The following is a 1,903-nucleotide window of genomic DNA, read 5'->3' on the forward strand; positions in this document are numbered from 1 at the left end:
AGCCAAACAAATAATAAATTTCGCATTTCCTACGGTGCTTACCCTGATTTTTGAAATTTACATTATAGCTTAGTTAGAATTTTGGTGAAGGATGTGGGCTAGCCCACATCCTTCACCAAAATTTCGCCGTCGGCTGACGGGTTTCCTGTGGGTGCCTTTCCTATAAATTAATCATGTATTGGCTATTCGCCCGTAAGTCAAAACTGGTGTCATCCATAATGACATACCAATTGTCTGCTAATTCCAGTCGACAAGGAATGGGGTTTTGCCCAATGTATAGTTCAAAACTTTCTCCACAATGAAGGGCGTATTCTCTTCCCTGCAGTTCAACTAGCCATTGCTCCTGATTCTGATCATAATGCATGCTACATTTGTTCATCATGATTCCTCCGTCTCTTTTTTTATATGGTCTTTTAATCGATAAGAATCACCTACAATATTTATTACTGTGGCATGGTGGAGAACGCGATCTAAGATTGCGTTTGCGATTTTAGGGTCCTGGAATATCTTGGCCCAGTCTTTAAAATTTGAATTTGTCGTAAATATAGTACTTTTGTTCTCATATCTTAAATCGATTAACTGAAAAAATAATTTAGCGTCATCTGCATCAATTGGTAAATATCCAATCTCGTCTATGATAAGAAGTCTATATTTTGCATAGTGTTTAAGCCTATTCTCCAATCGATTTTCTAACTTTGCCTTTTTCAAGTTTAGTATCAAATCATTACACTTAATAAAATAGGTACTTGTTCTTTTTTTGGCAGCTGCAATCCCGATAGAGGTGGCCAAGTGGGTCTTTCCGACCCCACTGGATCCCAAGAAAACGATGTTTTCTTTCCGTTCAATAAATCGTAATGATATAAAATCTAATATTTGCTCTTTATTAACGGACGGTTGAAATGAAAAGTCAAAGTCCTTTATTTCTTTGTGATGTGGAAATGCTGCCACTCTTACCATGGATTTCACCATGTTGATTTCTTTCATATCAATCTCATAATCTGTTAGTTTGATAAGAGCGTCCACGAATGAAAGTTGATTGTTATTCATGAAATCTATTGTTTCATCCAAATGAGTAACCATTTGGGTTAACTTTAGGTATTCTAAATTATCCACTAATTTTGTATAACTACTATTCATGACTATACACCTCATTAATTGCCGCTAAATTTTTTAACGATAATTCCTCAATATCATCTGCATAAGGCAACTGTTTAGTTAATGCCTCCTTGTAATGCTCTTGCTTGTAATTTAGCTTCCTTTGGCGTATTTCATGTCGAACGATTAAATCCGTGCTATAATAAACGTGAATATGGTTATCATATACTTGTAGGCTTACCTGCTTTCCAATGTATCCTGCGGGAACAGAATACTGGTTGGATTTATAGGAAATCATATTAGATGGATTCACTTTTACAAGTGTATGATTGATTTTATAAGCATCTCTTATCTGCTTACTTGGAAGTGGCGCTAAGAGATCTTTTTCTTTTTGTAAACTTAGTACTGGAATTCCTCCTGTTCCTTGATTATATTCATGATTTACTCGATTACATAGTTTTTCTATATACTGATTCAGCTCCTCATAATTAAATTTTCCTTGATATGCGTGTATCTCATCCAGTATTTTCATTGGGGATTCAACTTTTCCTTTTGTTTGTGCTCTCCTCGCAACACATGGTTTTACCTCAAATCCGAAATCTTTAGCGAATTGATAGAACCTTTCATTAATTATTCCTTTCCGATATTTTGTTCGTGACTCATTCATGATGGTTTTCATATTATCAACTAATAAAGTTTTGGGCACACCTCCAATTGTTTCAAAAGACTCTGTTAAAAATGATAATAATACGCTTTGTGACTTAGAAATTGACAACAAATAAACTCTAAAACGTGAATAGGATAAAAG

At 34.8% G+C, this 1,903-nt stretch carries 3 protein-coding genes; all 3 read right to left on the reverse strand.

What is annotated here, in order from left to right; all coding sequences use genetic code 11:
* Positions 1 to 160: 160 nt before the first annotated feature.
* Positions 161 to 379 carry a DUF5348 domain-containing protein gene (locus SPD89_RS22665; protein ID WP_336264215.1) on the reverse strand — a complete coding sequence of 73 codons (219 nt, stop codon included), beginning with the start codon at positions 377 to 379 and terminating at the stop codon, positions 161 to 163.
* A complete protein-coding gene (istB, locus tag SPD89_RS22670; protein WP_336264216.1) occupies positions 379 to 1,137 on the reverse strand; it encodes an IS21-like element helper ATPase IstB in 759 nt (252 codons plus the stop codon). Before istB ends, SPD89_RS22665 begins: the two co-directional genes overlap by 1 nt.
* A partial coding sequence (locus tag SPD89_RS22675) for a Mu transposase domain-containing protein (RefSeq protein ID WP_442961225.1) occupies positions 1,130 to 1,903 on the reverse strand: 774 nt, incomplete at its 5' end. The genes SPD89_RS22675 and istB, both read right to left, overlap by 8 nt.

The sequence above is a fragment of the Pseudogracilibacillus sp. SO30301A genome, assembly GCF_037072025.1.
In the GTDB taxonomy this organism is placed as follows: Bacteria; Bacillota; Bacilli; order Bacillales; family Amphibacillaceae; genus Pseudogracilibacillus.